The sequence below is a fragment of the Nocardioides bigeumensis genome, from assembly GCF_039531755.1.
GTDB classification, from domain to species: Bacteria; Actinomycetota; Actinomycetes; order Propionibacteriales; family Nocardioidaceae; genus Nocardioides; species Nocardioides bigeumensis.
Genome location: NZ_BAAAQQ010000012.1, coordinates 37,860 through 56,495 on the forward strand (window position 1 = coordinate 37,860; position 18,636 = coordinate 56,495).

Sequence of the window (18,636 nt, forward strand, 5' to 3'; positions counted from 1 at the left end):
ATGCTCAATCTCTCCGTCCTCCTCGAGGACAGCGCCCGCCGATATCCCGACCGTGTCGCCCTGGTCCTGGGCGAGACGAGGCTGACCTACGGCCAGGTCGACGCGGCGGCGAACCAGGTGGCCAACCTGCTGACGTCGAGGGGGATCGGTCGCGGTGACAAGGTGGCGCTCACCTGCCCGAACCTGCCGTACTTCCCGATCGTCTACTACGGCATCCTCAAGGCGGGCGCGGTCGTCGTCCCGCTCAACGTGCTCAACAAGGGCCGTGAGAACGCCTACTTCCTCGAGGACTCCGGCGCCAAGGCCTACTTCTGCTTCCAGGGCACTCCCGAGCTCGCGATGGGCGCCGAGGGCAAGGCCGGGTACGACGCCACCGAGAGCTGCGAGCACTTCTTCCTGATCATGGCCGACCCGTCGGCGCCGGCCTCGATCGAGGGCGAGACGACCTTCGCGGAGGCCGTGAAGGACCAGCCGGCGACGTACGACAGCGCCGTCACCGACGAGACCGACACCGCCGTCATCCTCTACACCAGCGGCACGACCGGCCGGTCGAAGGGTGCCGAGCTCTCACACAGCAACCTGGTCATGAACGCGCTGACCTGCAACCGGCTCTTCGGCAACGAGCCGGCGTCCGACACGCACCTGGTGACGCTGCCGCTCTTCCACTCGTTCGGTTCGACGGTGCAGATGAACGCCGGGTTCTCGACGGCGGCCACGCTGGTGCTGCTGCCGCGTTTCGACGCGCAGCAGGCCGTCGCGCTGATGCAGAAGGAGGACATCACCTTCTTCGCCGGCGTCCCCACGATGTGGTGGGGGCTGCTGCACGCGATCGACGACAGCGTCGACGTGAAGAAGATCGCGGGCAACCTGCGCGTCGGCGCGTCCGGTGGCTCGAGCCTGCCGGTCGAGATCATCAAGGACGTGCAGGACAAGCTGGGCGTGCAGATCCTCGAGGGCTACGGCCTCTCGGAGACCTCGCCGGTCGCGACCTTCTCCGACCCGGACCGGCCACCGGTCCCCGGCTCGATCGGCATCCCGATCTGGGGCGTCGAGGTCAAGCTGATCGCCGCCGAGGGCCCGGGCGACACCGAGTGGAAGACCGTCGAGGGCGCGGACGAGATCGGCGAGATCGCCATCAAGGGCCACAACATCATGAAGGGCTACCTCAACCGGCCCGACGCCAACGCGGAGGTGCTGCGCGACGGCTGGTTCCGGTCCGGTGACCTGGCCCGCCGCGACGAGGACGGCAACTACTACATCGTCGACCGGTCGAAGGACCTGATCATCCGCGGCGGCTTCAACGTGTACCCCCGCGAGGTCGAGGAGGTGCTGATGACCCACGAGGCGGTGTCGCTGGCCGCCGTCATCGGCGTCCCGCACGAGAGCCACGGCGAGGAGGTCAAGGCCGTCGTCATCCTCGTCGAGGGCGCCTCGATGACCGAGGACGAGCTGGTCGCCTGGGGCAAGGAGCAGATGGCGGGCCACAAGTACCCGCGCATCGTGGAGTTCGTCGACGCCCTGCCGATGACCGCCACCGGCAAGATCCTCAAGCGCGAGCTGAAGTGAGGCGTCGTTGAACGCGGGCCGCTCGATCGCCGTCGTCGTCGGGCTGGTGCTCGTGCTGGCCGGCGGGCTGTTCACCCTGCAAGGCCTCGGGTATGTCGGCGGGTCCGTGATGACCGACGAGACCTTCTGGGCCATCGTCGGCCCGATCATCGCCGGCTTCGGCGTCGCGCTGGTCTTCGTCGGCGTGCGCGGCGGCGGTCCCGACTGATCGCTCGCTACATCGGTGGTCGAGGAGGTCGCGCAGCGACCGCCACGAGACCGGGCGACTCAGGCGAACGGGTCGGGCAGGGCGCCCGGCAGCGTGGCGAGCAGCTCGCGGGCCTGCGCCGCGGACTTGTGCTCGACCAGCACCTCGTACTTGGTGGCCACCACCTGGGTGACCGACGAGAAGTCGCGCTGGCCGCGGGTGAACGCGTAGCCGATCAGCGCCCACACCACGCCGAAGACCGCACCCAGCGCAGCGGTCGACCCGATCACCGCGAGCACCCCCTCCTCGGTGAAGATGCTGAAGATCAGGCCGACGAAGAGACCCAGCCACACGCCCGACACCAGCCCGCCGAGCGCGACCTTGCCGGTGGTGAGCCGGCCGGTGATGCGTTCGACGCGCTTGAGGTCGGTGCCGACGATCATCAGCTGCTCGACGGGGAACTTCGCGTCGGCGAGGAAGTCGACGGCCTTCTGGGCGGCCGCGTAGTCGTCGTACACCGCCAGCGACTGGGGGAACTGGAGCTTGAGAGGGTTGGTGCCCGGCAGGGGAGTCGCGCTCATGGGACGAGTCTGCCCGACCCTAGGATGGTGCCGTGCCCCGCTTCGTCGTCGACGTGATGCCCAAGCCCGAGATCCTCGACCCCCAGGGCAAGGCGGTGCTCGGCGCACTGCCCCGGCTCGGCTTCGAGGGGGTCACCGAGGTGCGCCAGGGCAAGCGCTTCGAGCTCGAGGTCGAGGGCGAGTCGAGCGAGGCCCTGCTCGAGCAGGTGCGGGCGATGGCCGAGACGCTGCTGTCCAACCCGGTCATCGAGGACTTCGAGGTGCACGCGCAATCCGACGAGGCCGCGGAGTGAAGGTCGGGGTCGTCACCTTCCCCGGCTCGCTCGACGACGTCGACGCGGCTCGTGCCGCTCGGCTCGCCGGCCACGACGCCGTCTCGTTGTGGCACGGTGACCACGACCTCAAGGGCGTCGACGCCGTCGTGCTGCCGGGCGGGTTCTCGTACGGCGACTACCTCCGCTGCGGCGCCATCTCCCGCTTCGCGCCGGTGATGAGCGAGGTGCTCACCGCCGCCCAGGGCGGGATGCCGGTGCTGGGGATCTGCAACGGTTTCCAGATCCTCTGCGAGTCCCACCTGCTGCCCGGTGCGCTGATCCGCAACGACCACCGCAAGTTCGGCTGCCTCGACCAGCGCGTGCGCGTCGAGAACACGTCGACGCCGTGGACGTCGTCGTACGCGCAGGGCCAGGAGCTCACCATCGTCCTCAAGAACGGCGAGGGCGCCTACGTCGCCGACGAGGTCACGCTCGACCGCCTCGAGGGGGAGGGCCGCGTGGTGGTGAGGTACGTCGGCAACCCCAACGGCTCCCTGCGCGACATCGCCGGCGTCACCAACGAGCGCGGCAACGTCGTGGGTCTGATGCCCCACCCCGAGCACGCCGTCGAGGACCTCACGGGTCCCGGCACCGACGGCATCGGCTTCTTCACCAGCCTGCTCGAGTCCGCCGCCACCGCTTGACGCCCGCCCGAAGGGGGCGAGTCGGCGCGAGTCCCCGGTCCCGGGGGGTGCGAGGCCGTTTCAGATTGACTCGCGCCGACTCGTGGGGGGAGGGGGAGCAAGCTGTCCTATCGCCCCCCGGTCTGCAGCTGTTTCCAGCTGCGAGGGGCGATGACTCCCGTCGCCGGGAGTCCTGCCTGCTGCTGCCAGGCTCGCACAGCAGCCTCGGTCGACGCGTCGAACACGCCGGTGATCTTCAGGCGTGAACCGGCGGCGTTCAAGGCTCTCTGCAGCCTGAAGACGCCCTCACCCGCCGATCCGACCTTCTGCACCGGCCGGGCTCCCTGCGAGAGCAGGGCGATCCAGTGCTGGCGCTGCCAGGTCGTCGTCGCGGCGAAGCCGTGAGCCGTCTGCCAGCTCTGGACCGCGGGCGGGAGGGACCCGCGGCTCGCCTTCGTCCACCGTCCGACCGGGTAGCCCTGCTCCTTCAGCAGGCACTTCAGCGCCTCCATGCGTCGCCCGGACGACTCGGCCGTGAGTCGCCCGTAGCTCCGGAAGTCCACGCGGACGCCTCCGCAGTGGGTCTCCGGCGTCGCGACCGAACCCTGGCCGAGCTCCAGGTAGTTGCGGTCGATGTTGATGGTCACCCCGCCCCATGTCTCGTTATGACCACCTTGGTACTGCTTCATCCGCCCGCCGGGACGCCACCCGTCCTCGCGGATGTACGACGACGACGTGTTCGCGATCCCGTCCCAGCGGGCCAGCCAGATCCGGTCGGGCAGCGTGAACGTGCCCGGCCGGAGCACCCGCGCGTCGTCGAGCATCTTGATGCCGCTGCCGACCGAGGAGTACACGCCGGACACGTAGCCCAGCTCGTGCAACCGCACCGTCCAGCCGTCGAGGAAGCGCAGCGCGGACTCGCGGCAGTGGGTGTTGCCGAGGGCGAAGCCCTCGAGGTCGTACCAGAGCGTGCTGCCGGGCACGATGCCGAGCGCCTGCGCGTCCGTGACGGTCGTGCCCGCCTCGGCGTACCCCTGCGCCCGGGCGATCGCGTAGGTCTTGTCGGCGCCCGGCGTGGGGTCGATCTTCACGTCGTCGGAGTAGCGGGGAAAGCGCGGCTGGCAGCTGGCCTGGGGGCCCAGCGTGATCGGCAGCAGCCGCCAGCCCTTGGCCAGCTGGGTGCTGACCCACTCGGGCGTGAGGTTGGGCTGCGAGCGGCAGGCGCGCGACTTGCCGGAGATGTAGATGCCGACGGCCAGGAACGGCGAGTGCTTCATCCACTTGTTCATCGACCTCTGCGTCGGTGCCAGGCACTGGTCGAAGCCGTAGCCGGTCAGGTCGCCGGGAGTGACCGGGTTGCCCTCGCGTTGAGCGGCCACGACGGGTGCCGCCGCGGGCGAGGACGTGGGCGCGGCCAGCGTGGTCGCCAGGGCGATCGCGAGGGTCGCGGCGAATCGGCGTACCGGTCGTGGCATCGGGAAGGGCTCCAGGGTCAGGGAAGAACTCGAGCGAGCGTCACTTTAGAACCATGAATCACACAAGTAACAGGTCATTCGTGTAATCACAGGTGTGTAATTAGCTGTGGACAACCAAGTCGAGTGCTGAAGTGCTCGCTCCGGCGACCACCTGCGCACTCGACCTGACCTGCGCCGATAGGTTGTTGCCGTGCCTGATCTCGACACCGTCGCCGCGGCCGCCGCCGACCCGGGCCGCGAGCAGCCCTGGGCCGAGCTCGGGCTGAAGGCCGACGAGTACGCCCGCATCCGCGAGATCCTCGGCCGCCGCCCGAGCAGCAGCGAGCTGGCGATGTACTCCGTGATGTGGAGCGAGCACTGCTCCTACAAGTCGTCCAAGGTGCACCTCAAGCAGTTCGGCGAGCTGTCCCAGGAGACGCCGGTCGGCAAGACGCTCGCCGGGATCGGCGAGAACGCCGGCGTCATCGACATCGGCCAGGGCTACGCCGTCACCTTCAAGATCGAGAGCCACAACCACCCGTCGTACGTCGAGCCCTACCAAGGCGCGGCGACCGGCGTGGGCGGCATCGTGCGCGACATCCTCGCGATGGGTGCGCGCCCCGTGGCGGTGATGGACCCGCTGCGCTTCGGGCCGCTGGACGCCGACGACACCCACCGGGTGCTGCCGGGGATCGTGGCGGGGGTCGGCGGCTACGGCAACTGCCTCGGCCTGCCCAACATCGGCGGCGAGGCGGTCTTCGACGAGACCTACGTCGGCAACCCGCTGGTCAACGCGCTCTGCGTGGGGGTCCTGCGCCACGAGGACCTGCACCTCGCGAAGGCGTCGGGCGTCGGCAACAAGGTCGTGCTCTACGGCGCCCGCACCGGCGGCGACGGCATCGGCGGGGTCAGCGTCCTCGCGAGCGAGACGTTCGCGGCCGACGGGCCGGCCAAGCGGCCGAGCGTCCAGGTGGGCGACCCCTTCATGGAGAAGCTGCTCATCGAGTGCACCCTCGAGCTGTTCGCCGCCGGGCTGGTCGCCGGCATCCAGGACCTCGGCGGCGCCGGCCTCTCCTGCGCGACGTCCGAGCTGGCCAGCGCGGGTGACGGCGGCATGCACGTCGACCTCGACCGGGTGCCGCTCCGCGACTCCACGCTCGCGCCCGAGGAGATCCTCATGAGCGAGTCGCAGGAGCGGATGATGGCGGTCGTCGAGCCCGCCGACGTGGAGGCGTTCCTCGCGATCTGCGCGAAGTGGGAGGTCGACGCGACGGTCGTCGGCGAGGTGACCGACACCGGCCGCCTGCAGATCGACTGGCACGGCGACCGGGTCGTCGACGTACCCCCGCGCACCGTGGCCCACGACGGCCCCGTCTACGAACGGCCCTTCGCCCGGCCGGAGTGGCAGGACGCGCTGCAGGCGGACGGCGCCGAGGCCCTGCCCCGGCCGCACGGAGGCGACGAGCTGCGGGCGACGTTGCTGCGGCTCGCGGCGAGCCCCAACCTCTGCGACAAGTCGTGGATCACCGACCAGTACGACCGCTACGTGCGCGGCGACACCGTGCTGGCGCAGCCCAGCGACAGCGGGATGATCCGCGTCGACGAGGAGAGCGGCCTCGGGGTGGCGGTCTCGACCGACTGCAACGGCCGCTTCGCCAAGCTCGACCCGTACGCCGGCGCGCAGCTGGCCCTCGCGGAGGCCTACCGCAACGTCGCGACCTCCGGGGCGACCCCGATCGCGGTCTCCGACTGCCTCAACTTCGGCTCCCCCGAGGACCCCGACGTCATGTGGCAGCTCGCCGAGGCCTGCCGGGGCCTGAAGGACGCGTGCGCGACGCTCGGCATCCCGGTCACCGGCGGCAACGTCAGCCTCTACAACCAGACCGGCGAGACCGCGATCCTGCCCACCCCCGTGGTCGCCGTGCTGGGCGTGATCGACGACGTCACCAAGCGCACCCCGACCGGCTTCGTGGCGGCCGGCGAGCGGGTGCTGCACCTCGGGCAGACCCGTGAGGAGCTCTCCGGCTCGGAGTGGGCCCACGTCGTGCACGGCCACCTCGGAGGTACGCCGCCGCGCGTCGACCTCCCCGACGAGCGCAACCTCGCCCGCCTCCTGATCGACGCCGGCCGGGCCGGTCTGATCACCTCGGCGCACGACCTATCCGACGGCGGCCTGGCCCAGGCGCTGGTGGAGTCGTGCCTGCGCCGCGACATCGGGGTCTCGGTGCGGCTCGAGGGCGACCCGTTCGTCGGGCTCTTCGCCGAGTCCGCGCCGCGCGCGATCGTGACGGTCCCCGACGGTGACGTCGAGCAGTTCCTGCTGATGGCGGGCAGCCTCGGCGTACCCGTCGGCGAGATCGGCCGCACCGGTGGCGACCAGCTGGTGGTCGAGGGGGAGTTCGGCATCCCGCTCGCCGAGCTGCGCGCCGCCTGGTCCTCGACGCTACCGGCCGCGCTGGGCTGACGGCGCGGCGCCATCGCGCCTCAGCTGGAGCGCTTCATCGACCGCAGCCCGATCGTCAGTCCGGCAGCCGCGACGACCGCTGCGGCGGCGACCCCGGCCAGGACCGTGCCCGCCGGGAAGCTGCCGGCGAAGAGCGCCCGCTCGGCCTCGATGACGTAGGTCAGCGGGTTGAGCTGCGACAGGAACCGCAGCCAGCCCGGGCCGTCGTTGACGGGGAGCAGCATGCCCGCCAGCAGGAGGGTCGGGAAGATGAAGATCTGCTGGACGGTCCAGAACAGCCAGTCCTGGTCCTTCGACGCGAGCGCGAGCGCGAAGGACAGCCCGCCGACGCCGATGCAGAAGACCGCCAGCACCGCGATGCCGACGAGCACGCCGACCGGGTGCAGGTCGAAGGAGAACGGCGTGACGATCGCGAGGATCACCAGGGTCTGCGCCATGGTCGGGACGATCTCGCGCAGCGCCCGGCCGACCAGCAGCGACGAACGCGACAGCGGCGAGACCAGCAGCCGCTCGTGCGAGCCGGACACCATCTCCTGCATCAAGGAGGCGCCGACCATCGAGCTGCCCATCAGGCAGGACATCGCCACGATGCCGGGCACGAACCACTGCAGCGCCGACATCCCCGGCCCCAGGTCGGGCAGCAGCGGCGCGAAGAGGGCAAGGAAGACCAGCGGCTGCATCAGCGAGATGACCATGCCGAACGGCTCCCGGAGGAGCGGCCTCAGCTCGCGGGTGAGCACGTTGGCGGTGTCGGACATGAAGCTGCCGGTGCGGGTGGTGGTGACGGTGCTCATGCTGCTGCCCCTTCCAGGACGGTGCTGCTCTCGGTGGCCTCGGCCTGCTCGGCGCCGCCGTCCTCGCGGAGGCTGCGGCCGGTGAGGTGGAGGAAGACGTCGTCGAGGGTCGGCCCGACGACCTGCATGCGGCTGACGGGAACGCCGGTCGCCGCCAGGTCGGTGACGATGCCCGCTGCCAGCTCGACCCCCCGGGCGACCCGTAGCGAGACGACGTCGCCGTCGCGGGTCACGGTCGCGTCCGGCGTACGCCGGCTCGCGCGCTCGGCGGCGACGGCGGCGTGGTCGGACGAGCCGAAGCCGAGGGTGACCAGGTCGCCCAGCTCGGACTTGAGCCGGCTCGCGGTGTCGTCGGCGATCACGAGTCCGTGGTCGATGACGATCACCCGCCGGGCGAGGGCGTCGGCCTCCTCGAGGTAGTGGGTGGTCAGCACGATCGTGGTGCCGCGCTCCTCGTGGAGGCGGCGGATCTGCTCCTGGAGGTTGGCGCGGTTCTGCGGGTCGAGACCGGTCGACGGCTCGTCGAGGAAGAGCACACCCGGTTCGTGCACCATCCCCAACGCGATGTCGAGCCGCCGCCGCTGACCGCCCGACAGCGTCGAGACCACGCGGTCGGCGACCTCGGTGAGGTCGAGGTCGCGCACCAGGAGGTCGGCCCGGTCGATGGCGTCGGCCTTGGAAAGCCCGTAGGCGCGCCCTTGGCTGACGAGCTCGTCGCGGCCGCGCTGCTGGAGGCCGGCGCCGTTGCCCTGCCCGACGAAGCCGATGCTGCGCCGGACCGCGCGCTGGTCGCGCACCACGTCGTGCCCCGCCACCTCGGCGGTGCCCGCCGTCGGTGCGATCAGCGTGGTGAGCATCCGGAGCGTGGTCGACTTGCCCGCGCCGTTGGGCCCGAGGAAGGCGACGAGCTCGCCCGCGCCGACTTCGAGGTCGAGGCCGCGGACTGCCTCGACGGTCTGCTTCTTGACCGTGAAGTGGCGGGTCAGCCCGCGGGTCACGATCGCTGGTGCTGCGTCTCTTGTGGTCGTCATGGATCGAGCCTCCCGAAGCATGCGGTCACTTTCTGTCCGCAATCGCATCTAGTCTGGAAAACATGGCGAACACCTCCTCGCGGATGCTCCGACTGCTCTCCTTGCTGCAGACGCACCGCTACTGGCCCGGCGCGGAGCTGTCCGACCGCCTCGAGGTGAGCGCGCGCACGCTGCGCCGCGACATCGACCGGCTCCGCGACCTGGGGTACGACGTCGACGCGGTGCGCGGGGTCTCCGGCGGCTACCAGCTGCGGGCCGGGTCGACGCTGCCGCCGTTGCTGCTGGAGGACGAGGAGGCGGTGGCGATCGCGGTCGGGTTGCGGACGGCGGCGGCCTCGGCGGTCGACGGCGCCGAGCAGTCGCTCCAGGCGCTCACCAAGGTCGTCGGGCTGATGCCGCCCCGGCTGCGGCGCCGGATGGACGCGTTGCAGAGCGCGACGGTCGCCGCGCCGTCGTACGGCCCGACGGTCGACGCGATGACGCTCACCACGATCGCGGCCGGCTGTCGCGACGACGAGACGCTGCGGTTCGGCTACACCGCGCGGGAGGGTGAGGCCACCCAGCGGCACGTCGAGCCGCACCGGCTCGTGTCGCTCAGCCGTCGGTGGTACCTCGTCGCCTACGACCGCGTTCGCCAGGACTGGCGTTCCTTCCGCGTCGACCGGATGTCCACCCCCGAGCTGACCGGGACCCGCTACCGCCCGCGCGAGCTGCCCGCCGCCGACGCGCTCGCCTTCGTGCAGGCCGGCATCAAGCAGATGCCGCAGGCGTACGACGTCCACATCAGGTTCGCCGCACCCGCCGACGTCGTCGAGCGCGCCGTCGGACGCTGGGCGACCGTCACGCCCGACCCGGACGACGCCGAGGCGTCGTACTTCCGCATGAGCACCGACTGGCTGGGCTGGCCGATCCTCGGGATCACGGCGGTCGAGGCCGACTTCACCGTGCTCTCGCCGCCCGAGCTGGCCGAGCAGGTCCGCTCGCTCGCCGCCCGGCTCAGCACGTCGCGCTAGTCCGGCAGCAGCGAGATCTTCTGCCAGATCTTGCGCGACATCGACGTCGTGAGGGTCTCGATGGTGGAGACCGTGTCGAGCACGACCGCGTCCTGCGACTCCTCCGCGCACAGGGCGGCGACCTTGCCGATGAGGCTGAGCAGCTCGGAGCAGTAGTCGAGGTAGCGCTCGAGGTCGTCGCGATCCAGGTGCGGATCCACCGAGTCGTGCGTCGACCGGAAGCCGGGGCGCAGCCGCTCGGGGTCCTTGGTCAGCTGGTGCATGTCGACGATGTGGGCGAGCGACCGCAGCCGGTGGAGCTGGGCGAGCAGCCGCTCGCGGGCCATCCGCCCGGGCAACGCGTAGAGGAAGAAGACCGCGATGGCCGCGAACACGAGGTCGTTGATGATGCTCTCGATCAGGGGCACCCACTCGAAGGACGCGAGCTCGTCGTGCTGCACCGCGTCCTTCAGCGCGACCAGCAGCACCACGATCGTGGCCACGACGATGAGCACGATCGACGCGCGCGCGACGGTCTGCACGAGACGCAGCCGCCGCTGGGTCTCGAGGGCGTTGTCGGCGACCTCGTCGGCCATCTGCACCAGGTCGCCTGCCACCTTGCGCAAGCCGCGCTCGGGAAAGCGGGTCGCGATGCGCGTCTCCAGCTGGCCGACCATCTCCCGCACGGGCGCGACGTCCAGGCGCTCGAAGGAGCCCGTCCCCGTCATGCGCCCCGTCATGCGACCGCAGCGTAGACCGGTCGTCGGGGCAGGCGGGGGATGATGGGCGGGTGCTGACCCGGCGGACCCTCCTCGGCGTGGGCGTCGCGGGCGGTGCCATGCTCGCGACCGGCTGCGCTGACGATGACCCGGTCGACGAGCCGGTCGACGAGCCGGTCGAGGGAGAGGTGGCGGACGTGCCGGGCAGCGAGACGATCACGTACGGCGACGACCCCTCTCAGCTCGTCCAGCTCACCCGCCCCGACAGCAACTCCCGTGGCGTCGTCGTGGTCGTCCACGGAGGCTTCTGGAAGGCGGCGTACGGCGCCGAGCTCGGTGCCCCGCTCGCCGCCGACCTCGCGGCACGCGGCTGGACCACGCTGAACGTCGAGTACCGCCGGGTCGGCAACGGCGGCGGCGTCCCCGAGACCCTCGACGACGTCGCCGCGGCCATCGACGTCCTGCGCTCCGCCGACGTGGACCTCACGCGCGTCGTCACGCTCGGTCACTCTGCGGGAGGGCACCTCGCGACGTGGGCCGCGGCCCGGACCCGCTTCGACCGCTGGTCCGGCGGCGTCCCGGTCACCGCGGTGATCAGCCAGGCCGGCGTGCTGGACCTGGAGGCGGCGTACGACGCGGGGCTGGGCTCGGGGGCTGTCGAGGCCTTCGTGGGCTCGCCTCCAGGGCCGGCGTACGACCAGGTGGACCCCGCCCGTCAGCTGCCGCTCGACGTGCCGGTCTGGTGCGTGCACGGCCGCGACGACGACGTCGTACCGCTGTCGCAGTCGGCCGACTACGTGTCGCGGGCGACGGCGGCGGGCGCGCAGGCCGAGCTGGTCGAGGTCGAGGGCGACCACTTCGTCGTCATCGACACCGGCTCCGACCCGTGGTCCCGCATCGTGACGATCCTCGACGGGCTGGGCTGATGCCCGCCCGGCTCCGGGTGGCCGATCCCGCGGCCGTGACCGCGGCGCTCGCCGGGGAGCGATCCACTGCCGACCTCAAGCTGCTGACCAAGCACTTCCTGGCCCTCCTCGCCGAGCGCGCGCCCGGCACGTCGGTGGAGGTGCGGGTGCCGCCGTTCGCCGCCGTGCAGGTCGTCCCCGGCGTCCGGCACACCCGGGGCACCCCTCCGGCCGTGGTGGAGCTCGACGCCGACACCTGGGTCGCCCTCGCGACCGGCGACCTCACCTGGTCGGCCGCGGAGTCCGCCGGACGGGTCCGCGCCTCCGGTCAGCGCGCCGACCTCTCGCCCTTCTTGCCGCTCACCGGCGGCGGTCTCGACTGATCGCTCGCTTCGCTCGCTGCTCGACCACCGTGGTCGAGCGAAGTCGAGACCTCAGCCGCGACAGATCTTCTCGAACGCCCCGACGAGCAGGTCGATGTCGTCCTCGGAGGCGACGATCGGGGGCGCGAGGCGGACGGTCTGGCCGTGCGCCTCCTTGGCGAGGACGCCGTCGGCGAGCAGCGCCTCGGTGACCTGGCGGCCGGTGCCCAGCGACGGGTCGATGTCGATGCCCGCCCAGAGCCCGCGGCTGCGGACGGCGTCGAAGCCGTGGCCGACCAGCGCCTCGAGCCCGGCCGTCAGCCGCTCACCCAGCACCGTCGCCCGCTCCTGGAACTCACCGGTCTGCAGCATCTGCACCACCTCGTGGCCGATCGCCGCCGCGAGCGGGTTGCCGCCGAAGGTCGAGCCGTGCGAGCCCGGCGTGATCACGCCGAGGACGCGAGTGTCGGCGGCGATCGCGGAGACGGGGTAGAGCCCGCCGCCGAGCGCCTTGCCGAGGATGTAGATGTCGGGCACGACGCCCTCGTGGTCGCACGCGAAGGTCTTGCCGGTCCGCGCGAGACCCGACTGGATCTCGTCGGCCACCATCAGGATGTCGCGCGCCGAGCACAGCTCACGCACCTGCCGCAGGAAGCCATCGGGCGGGATGACCACGCCGCCCTCGCCCTGGATCGGCTCGAGCAGCACGGCGACGGTGTGCTCGTTGATCGCCGACTCGAGCGCGTCGAGGTCGCCGTACTTCACCATCGTGAAGCCGGGCGTGTAGGGCGCGTAGCCCTGCGTGGCGTCGGGGTCGTTGGAGAAGGACACGATCGTGGTGGTGCGCCCGTGGAAGTTGCCCTCCATGACGACGATGTGGGCGCGGTTCTCGGGGACGCCCTTGACGGAGTAGCCCCAGCGACGCGACACCTTGATCGCGGTCTCGACGGCCTCGGCGCCGGAGTTCATCGGCAGGATCATGTCCTTGGCCGTGAGCTCGGCCAGCGCCTTCGCGAAGGGGCCGAGCTGGTCGTTGTAGAACGCCCGCGACGTCAGCGTCAGGTTGTCGAGCTGGGCGTGCGCCCGCGCGACCAGCCGCGGGTGCGAGTGCCCGAAGTTCAGCGCCGAGTAGCCGGCCAGGCAGTCGAGGTAGCGCCGGCCCTCCACGTCGGTCACCCAGGCGCCCTCGCCCTTGGCGAGCACCACGCGGAGCGGGTGGTAGTTGTGCGCGGCGTACGTCTCGGTCAGGCCGATGTGGGTCTCGGTCTCGGACTCGGCCTCGGGGATGCCCAGGTGGGTCAGGTCGGGGCCGGTCGTCTCGGTGTTGCTCATGCGCCGCATCGTCGCACCGCCCCCGGGGGAACTCCAATCCCTTCCGAACGCCTCAGCCGAGGCCTGCGTCGGCCAGGAGCGCGTCCAGGCTGCGGCGTACGGCGCCGGGTGCCTCGATCCACACGAAGTGCCCGACCCCATCGACGACGTCCACCTCTGCTCCGAGCACGGCTGCGGAGTCGGTCGACGCGGTGAGAGGCATCGGGCTCATCGCCCCGTGGACGAACCGGGTCGGGACTCGGCAGCCCGTCAGCCGCCCGGCCAGGTGGGGCAGCTCGGCGGCGATGGACATCATCGTGCCGGCGTACGCCTCGGCGCCGATGTGGATGTCCGGCGCCGGAGGTGCGGCCTCCCAAGCCGAGAAGTACGCCGGCCACATCAGCAGCAACGACTCGAGCGCCTCCTCGGCGCTGGCCTCGCCCACCATCGCGCGTTGGTCGATCTCGACGGCGCGGGCGCGGACGTCCTCGGGGAGGCGGCGTTCGAGCTCGGCCCCGAACTCCTCGCCACCGCCGTCACCGACGGCTCCCAACGGCTCGACGACCAGGGCCGCCCCGACCCGTCCGGGCTCGGCGGCCAGCACGTGCATCAACAGGTGGCCGCCCCAGGAGTGCCCGACGATCGCCGGGCTCTCCCAACCCAGCTCGTCGAGCACGGCGACGACGTCGGCGACCTGCACGGCGACGTCGAAGGGCTCCCGCGCGGTCGAGGGGGCGAGCCCACGTTGCTGGTAGCGCGCCACCCGGAGGCCGTCGAGCTCCGGCAGCAGACCGTCGAGGTAGTCGGGCAGTCCCGGCCCGCCGTGCAGCAGCAGCACCCGGGGCCCCTCGCCCTGCACCGTGCCCGCGAGGGCGCCACCCTCGACCAGGACCTCGAACCGCTCGACCGTCATCTCAAGACCCTAGGGACCGTCCTAGGGTGAGCGCCATGACCGACGACCTTCGCGCCAGAGTCCAGGATGTGCTCCCCGGTGTACGCCGCGACCTCGAGGACCTGGTCCGCATCCAGTCCGTCAGTGCGGATCCCGAGCGCCTGTCCGAGGTGCAGCGGAGCGCCGAGGCCGTTCGCGACCTGTTCGCGGCGGAGGGCTTCGAGGCCGACATCCTCGCGGCGGGTGGTGCGCCGGCGGTGGTCGCGTCGAAGCGCAGCAAGCACGCCGACGCCCCGACGGTGCTGCTCTACGCCCACCACGACGTGCAACCCGAGAACGACCACGCCGAGTGGGACTCCCCGCCCTTCGAGCCGACCGAGCGCGACGGACGCCTCTACGGCCGCGGCGCCGCCGACGACAAGGCCGGCATCGTCGCGCACCTCGGTGCGGCGCGGGTCTTCGGCGACGACCTGCCGGTCCACCTCAACGTCTTCGTCGAGGGCGAGGAGGAGGTCGGCTCGGAGTCCCTCGTCCCGTTCCTGGACGCCTACAAGGACCGGTTGCGTGCCGACGTCATCGTCATCGCCGACTCCGGCAACTGGGACATCGGGGTCCCCGCACTGACCACGTCGTTGCGCGGGCTGGTGCGGGTCAACGTCGAGGTGCGCACCCTCACCCACGCCGTGCACTCCGGCATGTGGGGCGGCTTGGTGCCCGACGCGCTCATCACCCTGAGCCGCCTGATCGCGAGCCTGCACGACGACCGCGGCAACGTCGCCGTGGCCGGGCTGCACAGCGGACCCGCCGCCGACGTGGACTACCCCGAGGCGCGGCTGCGGGCCGAGTCCGGAGCGACGGCCGGCGTCGAGTGGATCGGCGACGGCTCGGCCGTCGAGCGGCTCTGGACCAAGCCGTCGTTGTCGATCATCGGCCTCGACGCACCCAAGGTCGACGGTTCGTCCAACACCCTCGTTCCGTCCGCCCGGGCGCGGATCTCGCTGCGTCTCGCGCCCGGCGACACGACCGCCAACGCCCTCGACTGCCTCCGCGCCCACCTCGACCAGCACACGCCGTGGGGCGCGGAGGTCTCCATGACCGTCGTCGACACCGGCGAGGCCACCCAGATCGACGCCACCGGACCGGCGTACGACGCCGCGCGCGCCGCCTTCACCGAGGCCTGGGACGGCACCGCCCCCATCGACATGGGCGTGGGCGGGTCGATCCCCTTCATCGCGGAGTTCCTGGAGGCGTTCCCCTCGGCCAGTGTCCTGGTCACCGGCGTGGAGGACCCCGACACCCGCGCCCACGGCGCCAACGAGGGTCTGCACCTGGCGGAGTTCGAGCGGGTGGTGCTCGCCGAGGCGCTGCTGCTGCAGAAGCTGGGGTCCTGACCCGACCAGGTGCGCGTCGATGCGGCGTACGACGGACCGGTCCGTAGACTCGGCCACGTGTGCGGCGTCTTCGGCGTGTGGGCCCCTGGTGAGGACATCGCGAAGCTCACCTACTTCGGGTTGTACGCCCTTCAGCACCGCGGTCAGGAGTCGGCCGGCATCGCGGTGAGCAACGGCCGGCAGATCCTCGTCTACAAGGACATGGGCCTGGTCTCGCAGGCGTTCGACGAGTCGACGCTCGACGCCCTCAAGGGGCACGTCGCGATCGGCCATTGCCGCTACTCCACGACAGGCGCGTCGACCTGGCACAACGCGCAGCCGACCTTCCGTCCGACCGCCGCCGGCTCCATCGCGCTCGGCCACAACGGCAACCTCATCAACACCCACGAGCTGCTCGAGGCCGTCGCCGCGCTGCCCAGCGACCCCGGCGAGCTCGACCTGCACGCCCGCGAGCTCGAGGCCAGCTCCACCAACGACAGCGGCCTCCTCACCGCGTTGCTCGCCCACCACCCCGACACGACCCTCGAGCAGCGAGCCCTCGAGGTGCTCCCCACGTTGCGAGGCGCCTTCTCCCTGGTGTGGATGAACGAGGACGCGCTGTACGCCGCCCGCGACCCCCAGGGCATCCGTCCGCTCGTCCTGGGCCGCCTCGACCGCGGCTGGGTCGTGGCGAGCGAGAGCGCCGCGCTGGCCACGATCGGCGCGAGCGTCGTCCGCGAGGTCGAGCCCGGCGAGATGCTGGTCATCGACGACGGCGGGCTGCGGTCGCACCGCTTCGCCGAGCCGGAGCCGAAGGGCTGCGTCTTCGAGTACGTCTACCTCGCCCGCCCCGACGCCACCATCAGCGGCCGCAGCGTGCACGAGGCGCGCGTCGAGATGGGCCGCCGGCTGGCTCGCGAGTACCCCGTCGAGGCCGACCTCGTCATGCCCGTCCCCGAGTCGGGCACGCCGGCGGCGGCGGGCTACGCCGAGGAGAGCGGGATCCCCTTCGGCCAGGGCTTCGTCAAGAACGCGTACGTCGGCCGCACGTTCATCCAGCCCAGCCAGACCCTGCGCCAGCTCGGCATCCGCCTCAAGCTCAACGCGCTGGAGCACATGATCCGCGGCAAGAAGATCGTCGTCGTCGACGACTCCATCGTGCGCGGCAACACCCAGCGGGCGCAGATCCGGATGCTCCGTGAGGCCGGAGCCCTCGAGGTGCACGTGCGCATCTCCAGCCCGCCGGTGAAGTGGCCCTGCTTCTACGGCATCGACTTCGCGACCCGCGCCGAGCTGATCGCCAACGGCCTGGACGTCGACGAGGTCGCCGCCAGTGTCGGCGCCGACAGCCTCGGCTACATCTCGCTCGAGGGCATGGTCGAGGCGACCGGGCAGGCGGCCGACCGGCTCTGCACCGCCTGCTTCACCGGTGAGTACCCCGTCGAGCTCCCCGACGAGAGCCTCCTGGGCAAGCACCTGCTCGAGGTGTCGTTGCAGTCGCCGGCGTACGGCAAGGCCCTGCCCGTCCTGAACAACCCCTAGTTGTCTCAGCCCGCCCACCTGAGGAGTCACATGACGAACGCCTACGAGTCTGCGGGCGTGTCCATCGAGGCCGGCGAGAGAGCCGTCCAGCTGATGAGGACCTGGGTCGAGAAGGCCCGGCGCCCGGAGATGATCGGCGGCATCGGCGGGTTCGCGGGGCTCTTCGACGCGAGCGCGCTGAAGGAGTACAAGCAGCCGCTGCTCGCGACGTCCGCCGACGGCGTGGGCACCAAGGTCGCCATCGCGCAGGCGATGGACAAGCACGACACCATCGGGTTCGACCTGGTCGGGATGCTCGTCGACGACCTCGTGGTGTGCGGTGCCGAACCACTCTTCCTGACCGACTACATCGCGACCGGGCGGGTGGTGCCCGAGCGGATCGCGTCGATCGTCAAGGGCATCGCAGAGGCGTGCGTCGAGGCAGGTTGCGCGCTCATCGGCGGTGAGACCGCGGAGCACCCAGGGCTGCTGGAGCCGGACGAGTACGACGTCGCGGGGTCCACGACCGGTGTGGTCGAGGGTGCTCGGCTGCTCGGTCCGGGACGGGTGCGTCCCGGTGACCTGGTGGTCGCCATGCGGGCGTCCGGCCTGCACTCCAACGGCTACTCGCTCGTGCGGCACGTCCTGCTCCGCGACGCCGGCTGGTCCCTGGACCGCCACGTCGACGAGCTCGGCCGCACCCTCGGCGAGGAGCTGCTCGAGCCGACCCGGATCTACGCCAAGGCGTGCCTGGCCCTCGCGGCGACCGGTGCTGCCCACGCGATGGCCCACGTGACCGGCGGCGGGCTGGCGAACAACCTCGAGCGGGTCCTGCCCGTCGAGCTGACCGCGACCATCGCGCGGGCGACCTGGACGCCGCACCCTGTCTTCGACCTGGTCCGCCAGGTCGGCGAGGTGCCTCAGCAGGACCTCGAGCAGACCCTCAACTGCGGGGTCGGCATGGTCGCGATCCTGGACCCCGCCGGCGCGGACCGCGCGCTCGCGCTGCTGGCCGAGCACGGTGTCGACGCGTGGGCGTGCGGCGAGGTCAGCGCGGCTCCGAGCGGCGACGAGGGTCGTGTGCGCCTGGTCGGTCAGCACCCCGGCTGGTGAGCCCCTGGGTGAGCCGTGAGTGAGCCCTGGGTGACCCGTGAGTGAGCCCTGAGTGAGATTGGTCCCGATCCGGCCAGGTGGTGTGCGGGAACACCCACCCAACAGGTAGCGTTGCCCTCACGATATGTGACCGATCAGACCGGGCTCCGCGGCAGAGGCTGTTGCCACGCCGTGCCCCGGCCAAGTGCGAGGGGGTCGGACCCTATGGGGCGCGGCCGAGCGAAGGCTAAGCAGACGAAGGTCGCCCGCGACCTGAAGTACCGCACTCACGAGACGGACTTCGGGGCGCTGGCACGCGAGCTGCATGGCGACGAACGAGACGACACGCCACCGGACGCCCCTGCGCCCGATGACGACGACGACGAGTGGTCGGCGTACGCCGACAGCCGTCGAGACTGACCCCACGCCGAGGTCACGCCGGCCCTGACTTCCCGGGG

General features: G+C 71.3%; 19 protein-coding genes. 12 read left to right on the forward strand and 7 right to left on the reverse strand.

Annotation, left to right across the window (positions count from 1 at the left end; all coding sequences use genetic code 11):
- Positions 1–1,566 carry a long-chain-fatty-acid--CoA ligase gene (locus tag ABD295_RS12630; protein ID WP_344304102.1) on the forward strand — a complete coding sequence of 522 codons (1,566 nt, stop codon included), beginning with the start codon at positions 1–3 and terminating at the stop codon, positions 1,564–1,566.
- 7 nt (positions 1,567–1,573) lie between these two features.
- On the forward strand, positions 1,574–1,774 hold the full coding sequence (locus ABD295_RS12635) for a hypothetical protein (RefSeq protein ID WP_344304103.1): 201 nt from the start codon (positions 1,574–1,576) through the stop codon (positions 1,772–1,774).
- A 59-nt stretch (positions 1,775–1,833) separates the two neighbouring features.
- Here the strand turns inward: ABD295_RS12635 and ABD295_RS12640 are convergent, their stop codons facing one another.
- Positions 1,834–2,334 carry a YflT domain-containing protein gene (locus ABD295_RS12640; RefSeq protein WP_344304104.1) on the reverse strand — a complete coding sequence of 167 codons (501 nt, stop codon included), beginning with the start codon at positions 2,332–2,334 and terminating at the stop codon, positions 1,834–1,836.
- Between the two features lie 32 nt (positions 2,335–2,366).
- Between ABD295_RS12640 and purS the strand changes: the two genes are divergently transcribed.
- The gene (gene purS, locus ABD295_RS12645; protein ID WP_344304105.1) at positions 2,367–2,627 is read left to right on the forward strand and encodes a phosphoribosylformylglycinamidine synthase subunit PurS; all 261 of its coding nucleotides are present in this window, start codon (positions 2,367–2,369) and stop codon (positions 2,625–2,627) included.
- Entirely contained in the window at positions 2,624–3,292 is a 669-nt protein-coding gene (purQ, locus tag ABD295_RS12650; protein WP_344304106.1) for a phosphoribosylformylglycinamidine synthase subunit PurQ, read from the forward strand. The genes purS and purQ overlap by 4 nt, the downstream gene beginning before the upstream one ends.
- A gap of 107 nt (positions 3,293–3,399) precedes the next feature.
- Here the strand turns inward: purQ and ABD295_RS12655 are convergent, their stop codons facing one another.
- Positions 3,400–4,746, reverse strand: a complete 1,347-nt coding sequence (locus ABD295_RS12655) for a glycoside hydrolase domain-containing protein (RefSeq protein ID WP_344304107.1) — start codon at positions 4,744–4,746, stop codon at positions 3,400–3,402.
- Between the two features lie 190 nt (positions 4,747–4,936).
- Between ABD295_RS12655 and purL the strand changes: the two genes are divergently transcribed.
- Positions 4,937–7,189 carry a phosphoribosylformylglycinamidine synthase subunit PurL gene (purL, locus tag ABD295_RS12660; protein WP_344304109.1) on the forward strand — a complete coding sequence of 751 codons (2,253 nt, stop codon included), beginning with the start codon at positions 4,937–4,939 and terminating at the stop codon, positions 7,187–7,189.
- Between the two features lie 20 nt (positions 7,190–7,209).
- On the opposite strand, the gene ABD295_RS12665 is transcribed toward purL, so the two are convergent.
- Both ABD295_RS12665 and ABD295_RS12670 read right to left on the reverse strand, forming a co-directional pair.
- On the reverse strand, positions 7,210–7,983 hold the full coding sequence (locus ABD295_RS12665; RefSeq protein ID WP_344304110.1) for an ABC transporter permease: 774 nt from the start codon (positions 7,981–7,983) through the stop codon (positions 7,210–7,212).
- Positions 7,980–9,014, reverse strand: a complete 1,035-nt coding sequence (locus ABD295_RS12670) for an ATP-binding cassette domain-containing protein (protein ID WP_344304111.1) — start codon at positions 9,012–9,014, stop codon at positions 7,980–7,982. The genes ABD295_RS12665 and ABD295_RS12670 overlap by 4 nt, the downstream gene beginning before the upstream one ends.
- Before the next feature lie 62 nt (positions 9,015–9,076).
- On the opposite strand from ABD295_RS12670, the gene ABD295_RS12675 reads away from it, so the two are divergent.
- Positions 9,077–10,027, forward strand: a complete 951-nt coding sequence (locus tag ABD295_RS12675; protein ID WP_344304112.1) for a helix-turn-helix transcriptional regulator — start codon at positions 9,077–9,079, stop codon at positions 10,025–10,027.
- Here the strand turns inward: ABD295_RS12675 and ABD295_RS12680 are convergent.
- Positions 10,024–10,746: a hypothetical protein gene (locus tag ABD295_RS12680; RefSeq protein WP_344304113.1), complete on the reverse strand. Its 723-nt coding sequence runs from the start codon at positions 10,744–10,746 to the stop codon at positions 10,024–10,026. The two genes, ABD295_RS12675 and ABD295_RS12680, sit on opposite strands and share 4 nt — an antisense overlap.
- A gap of 50 nt (positions 10,747–10,796) precedes the next feature.
- Between ABD295_RS12680 and ABD295_RS12685 the strand changes: the two genes are divergently transcribed.
- Entirely contained in the window at positions 10,797–11,651 is an 855-nt protein-coding gene (locus ABD295_RS12685) for an alpha/beta hydrolase family protein (RefSeq protein ID WP_344304114.1), read from the forward strand.
- Entirely contained in the window at positions 11,651–12,013 is a 363-nt protein-coding gene (locus ABD295_RS12690; protein ID WP_344304115.1) for a sterol carrier family protein, read from the forward strand. Before ABD295_RS12685 ends, ABD295_RS12690 begins: the two co-directional genes overlap by 1 nt.
- A gap of 51 nt (positions 12,014–12,064) precedes the next feature.
- Here the strand turns inward: ABD295_RS12690 and rocD are convergent, their stop codons facing one another.
- Both rocD and ABD295_RS12700 read right to left on the reverse strand, forming a co-directional pair.
- Positions 12,065–13,324: an ornithine--oxo-acid transaminase gene (gene rocD, locus ABD295_RS12695; RefSeq protein ID WP_344304116.1), complete on the reverse strand. Its 1,260-nt coding sequence runs from the start codon at positions 13,322–13,324 to the stop codon at positions 12,065–12,067.
- Between the two features lie 52 nt (positions 13,325–13,376).
- Positions 13,377–14,216, reverse strand: a complete 840-nt coding sequence (locus tag ABD295_RS12700; RefSeq protein ID WP_344304117.1) for an alpha/beta fold hydrolase — start codon at positions 14,214–14,216, stop codon at positions 13,377–13,379.
- 35 nt (positions 14,217–14,251) lie between these two features.
- Here ABD295_RS12700 and ABD295_RS12705 point away from each other — a divergent pair, with 35 nt between their 5' ends.
- The 4 genes from ABD295_RS12705 to ABD295_RS12720 all read left to right on the forward strand — a co-directional run bounded on the left by ABD295_RS12705 (position 14,252) and on the right by ABD295_RS12720 (position 18,598).
- Complete coding sequence (locus ABD295_RS12705) at positions 14,252–15,586, forward strand: dipeptidase (protein ID WP_344304118.1); 1,335 nt, start codon at positions 14,252–14,254, stop codon at positions 15,584–15,586.
- 57 nt (positions 15,587–15,643) lie between these two features.
- A complete protein-coding gene (purF, locus tag ABD295_RS12710; RefSeq protein WP_344304119.1) occupies positions 15,644–17,107 on the forward strand; it encodes an amidophosphoribosyltransferase in 1,464 nt (487 codons plus the stop codon).
- Positions 17,108–17,137: 30 nt separating this feature from the next.
- Positions 17,138–18,199: a phosphoribosylformylglycinamidine cyclo-ligase gene (gene purM / locus ABD295_RS12715; RefSeq protein WP_344304120.1), complete on the forward strand. Its 1,062-nt coding sequence runs from the start codon at positions 17,138–17,140 to the stop codon at positions 18,197–18,199.
- 204 nt (positions 18,200–18,403) lie between these two features.
- Positions 18,404–18,598, forward strand: coding sequence for a DUF3073 domain-containing protein (locus tag ABD295_RS12720; protein WP_344304121.1), 195 nt, complete (start codon positions 18,404–18,406; stop codon positions 18,596–18,598).
- Positions 18,599–18,636 lie beyond the last annotated feature (38 nt).

What these genes read in the sequence shown, in the direction of transcription:
- rocD (WP_344304116.1), bottom strand. Translation starts at nt 13,324, where the DNA reads ATGAGCAACACCGAGACGACCGGCCCCGACCTGACCCACCTGGGCATC.
- ABD295_RS12675 (WP_344304112.1), top strand. Translation starts at nt 9,077, where the DNA reads ATGGCGAACACCTCCTCGCGGATGCTCCGACTGCTCTCCTTGCTGCAG.
- ABD295_RS12665 (WP_344304110.1), bottom strand. Translation starts at nt 7,983, where the DNA reads ATGAGCACCGTCACCACCACCCGCACCGGCAGCTTCATGTCCGACACC.
- ABD295_RS12700 (WP_344304117.1), bottom strand. Translation starts at nt 14,216, where the DNA reads ATGACGGTCGAGCGGTTCGAGGTCCTGGTCGAGGGTGGCGCCCTCGCG.
- ABD295_RS12690 (WP_344304115.1), top strand. Translation starts at nt 11,651, where the DNA reads ATGCCCGCCCGGCTCCGGGTGGCCGATCCCGCGGCCGTGACCGCGGCG.
- ABD295_RS12680 (WP_344304113.1), bottom strand. Translation starts at nt 10,746, where the DNA reads ATGACGGGGCGCATGACGGGGACGGGCTCCTTCGAGCGCCTGGACGTC.
- purM (WP_344304120.1), top strand. Translation starts at nt 17,138, where the DNA reads ATGACGAACGCCTACGAGTCTGCGGGCGTGTCCATCGAGGCCGGCGAG.
- ABD295_RS12705 (WP_344304118.1), top strand. Translation starts at nt 14,252, where the DNA reads ATGACCGACGACCTTCGCGCCAGAGTCCAGGATGTGCTCCCCGGTGTA.
- ABD295_RS12655 (WP_344304107.1), bottom strand. Translation starts at nt 4,746, where the DNA reads ATGCCACGACCGGTACGCCGATTCGCCGCGACCCTCGCGATCGCCCTG.
- ABD295_RS12670 (WP_344304111.1), bottom strand. Translation starts at nt 9,014, where the DNA reads ATGACGACCACAAGAGACGCAGCACCAGCGATCGTGACCCGCGGGCTG.
- ABD295_RS12630 (WP_344304102.1), top strand. Translation starts at nt 1, where the DNA reads ATGCTCAATCTCTCCGTCCTCCTCGAGGACAGCGCCCGCCGATATCCC.
- ABD295_RS12720 (WP_344304121.1), top strand. Translation starts at nt 18,404, where the DNA reads ATGGGGCGCGGCCGAGCGAAGGCTAAGCAGACGAAGGTCGCCCGCGAC.
- ABD295_RS12640 (WP_344304104.1), bottom strand. Translation starts at nt 2,334, where the DNA reads ATGAGCGCGACTCCCCTGCCGGGCACCAACCCTCTCAAGCTCCAGTTC.